This window comes from Acinetobacter sp. UBA3132 (assembly GCF_002364825.1).
GTDB classification, from domain to species: domain Bacteria; phylum Pseudomonadota; class Gammaproteobacteria; order Pseudomonadales; family Moraxellaceae; genus Acinetobacter; species Acinetobacter schindleri.
Map to the genome: position 1 here is coordinate 1,771 of NZ_DEZM01000147.1, position 3,538 is coordinate 5,308.

The 3,538-nt window shown below is 42.8% G+C and carries 2 protein-coding genes; one reads left to right on the top strand and one right to left on the bottom strand.

The annotated features are described in order from the left end of the window. The first annotated feature begins 492 nt into the window (after positions 1-492). Positions 493-1,038, top strand: a complete 546-nt coding sequence (locus tag B4033_RS08260) for a serine O-acetyltransferase (RefSeq protein ID WP_286833122.1) — start codon at positions 493-495, stop codon at positions 1,036-1,038. A gap of 217 nt (positions 1,039-1,255) precedes the next feature. Here B4033_RS08260 and katE read toward each other — a convergent pair whose 3' ends face one another. Further along, a complete protein-coding gene (gene katE, locus B4033_RS08265; protein ID WP_286833124.1) occupies positions 1,256-3,376 on the bottom strand; it encodes a catalase HPII in 2,121 nt (706 codons plus the stop codon). Between the last annotated feature and the right edge of the window lie 162 nt (positions 3,377-3,538).

The following is a 3,538-nucleotide window of genomic DNA, read 5'->3' on the forward strand; positions in this document are numbered from 1 at the left end:
ACCCTCCTTTTAATTGGATTTATTAATTCTCATCTTCTAAATTCTTATAACATATTTATTTAAAAGGCTTTCAAACGAATATGTAAGATTTTTTAGCAGGATATTATTCCGGCATAAGATGGATTGCAGAACCAAATGAATAGTTTGTTGCTATTCCCTTTAATCGCACAGACAAAACTAAAAACCAGACATTAAAAAGCCCGCATCGCTGCGGGCTCTGTGTTGGATGGCTAGTGCTAGATTTATTGCCTGAATCGAAATTCGAGCTCAACTAACTGTCATTGATCCGTCCAACTTATTGGTAGCGTCGCATGGTTTTTTGACCTACCGTAGGCTTAATATAAGTTGCACTTCATGGTGGCACAAGTCCTGATTACATTTCTAAAAGTAGATTCATACAATTTTTCAATTGTGATTTATATAAAATCCGCTAGTCTTGCAGACTTCCGAATTTATTCATTTCAGCGCAAAATACGCAGTCTTTTCTACCCGATGCTCTGGCAATTTATTCTTAGTGATCTGTATCGCTATTGCGGTGATACTTCAGCAAAATCTCTGATTAAAAACTATCTGTTTAACCGCGGTTTTAATTTTAGCTTCTGGTTGCGTCTGGCCTCTTCCAACTCATTTATTGCGAAATTGGCCTACCCTATTTTTTATTATAAGAAAAAGAAATACGGCATCGACATTCATTGCAGTACGCAAATTGGTTATGGATTATATATCGGCCATGGTGGACATGTAGTAGTGAACCCCACTACAATCATTGGTAACAATATGAATCTGTCACAATTTACGACCATTGGTGCCAATGGCGGGAAACAGGCAGCCTATATCGGCGATAATGTTTATATTGGGCCGAATGTCTGCATTATTGATAATGTCAAAATTGGCAACAATGCCACGATCGGTGCTGGTAGTGTGGTCACTAAAGACATTCCTGAAAATGCCACAGCCGTGGGAAATTATGCCAAAGTGATTCATTATAATAATGCAGGTAACTTCGTAAACCGCCGCTGGCCGCCTGGTGAAAAATAAAGAAGTTCATCTGAAATAAATAATGAATCCAGTTATCAAACCTAAAAATTTATAAGAATTTTAATCATCTGGATAGGTTTTGTGACGCTCATTTGGATTGCATTTGAACAGAATGCATTTGTGGATAAACAGATGTAGATACGAGCTGATTGATTTAAATTATACAGCCTAAAAAGACTCCCTCAATTTGAGGGAGTTTTTTTTTGACTCGGCTGTTTTAACCTGGAATCATTTCTGATACTGGTTCACGCGCCCAAACACGATGTTTCATAATCAGTTGCTTTAATTCCATAGCGACGGATTTGAAGTCTTGATGTGAAAGCGTGCCTTCATCAGCGACCAGGCCTAAAGTATTGATCAGGTCAGCTTTTTCACCCAAGAGCACAATTGGCTTTAAGTGTACGTAAGCTTCAATGATGTAGTGTTTAGCCGTGCCGTCTTTCAACACCTGGTCATAATTATCACCATCGACCATAACAACGGCGTCATAAAGTACTGATGGCTCACCTCGTTGCATACCATCTGCCATTACTTCTGCACCATTGCTGCTCAATACAGGTGCAGGTGTCGGGGCGAGTACCTCAGCAATGGCACTTTCCTCCTTGGCCCAAGCTAATACCGCATCCACATTCGCCTGATTAACCTTGTCATGCACTAGAACAGCAATTTTCTTGCCCTTGATATCGGGCGCCGGGAAGGCTTCCAGAGAAATGCGTTTAGATGGTGTTACTTCCGGCAATTCCACATTCAGTTTTTCTGGCGGAATTACAATCCCCAGTTTGGTTGCGACCTGCTGAGCCAGATCTAGATCGATATTGCACAGAATTTCTAGCACTTCACGTTCACGGATATACAAACGTTGCACCTTGCTCAGCTCAAAAACATAAGCATTCACCACATGACGTTGTTCATATGGCGTCAGACTGCGGTAATACAATCGTGCCTGGGTAAAGTGGTCACTAAATGATGGACTACGCTCACGAATCTTACGTCCGTCAATACGCTCGGCATAACTTTCGAAACCACCATTCGACGCTGCCGGTGTGGTTTCCGTTGGCCAGTTATTATCGATAGAATTTGGTTCATAAGAGGCCTGTCCACGATGGATCGCACGCTGATGATAACCATCACGCTGATTATTATGGAATGGGCAAACTGGCTGGTTGATTGGAATCTGGTGGAAGTTTGGTCCACCCAGACGAATCAACTGTGTATCGGTATAGGAGAACACACGTGCCTGTAGTAATGGGTCATTCGAGAAATCAATCCCCGGTACAATATGTGCCGGACAGAAGGCCACCTGCTCGGTTTCTGCAAAGAAGTTTTCCACATTACGGTTAAGTACAAAGCTACCGATTGGTGTAACCGGTACAAGCTCTTCAGGAATGAGTTTAGTCGCATCCAGCAGGTCAAAATCAAACTTGTGCTCATCGGCTTCAGGTACGATCTGTACACCTAGTTCCCATTCCGGATAATTGCCTGACTCAATTGCATCATACAAATCACGACGGTGAAAATCTGGGTCACGACCTGCCAGTTTTTGTGCCTCATCCCAAGTCAGCTGGGTCAGACCTTGTTTTGGTGTCCAGTGGAATTTAACAAAGACTGCTTCACCATCCGCATTGATCATACGGAAAGTATTGACACCGAAGCCTTGAATTGAACGGAAGTTACGTGGAATAGCACGGTCAGACATTGCCCACATCACCGCATGGGCAGTTTCAGGTACGAGAGAAACGAAATCCCAGAATGTATCATGCGCACTCTGTGCAGTAGGAATTTCGGTATGTGGTTCAGGCTTCATCGCATGCACGAAATCCGGGAACTTGATTCCATCCTGGATAAAGAATACTGGCGCATTATTTCCCACCAGGTCATATACCCCTTCCTGAGTATAGAACTTCATCGCAAAACCGCGAATATCACGTACTGTATCCGCTGAACCTCGTGGACCCTGTACGGTAGAAAAGCGCACAAACATAGGAGTCTCGCGCTCAGTATCGGTCAGGAATCCAGCCTTGGTAAAGCGCTCATTGCCAGGATAAGCCTTAAATACACCATGTGCTGCCACACCACGGGCATGCACAATACGTTCAGGAATACGCTCATGGTCAAAATGCGTCATTTTTTCCTGAAAGATAAAGTCTTCCAGCAAAGTTCCACCACGGGTACCAGCTTTCAGGCTATTCTGGTTATCAGAAATTTTCACCCCCTGGTTGGTGGTCAGAGCCTGCCCAGTTGCATCACGACGGTATGCATCAAGCTGGGCATTCTTCTCATTATGATTTTTCAAATCCGGACGATCAGTACCTGCTAGCTCACTCTTGGTCTCTTTCATGTGACTTCCTTATTATTACCCTTTTGATAAAAAACAAATTTGGCTTTAAGCTTTTGTTTTTTATCTTCTATTATTTAAATGACGGCGATTGTTCACTCACATTCAAAGGAGTTATATCGCTTATTAGGCGCCTTTCTAAAATACTATGGGGCATACATAGAA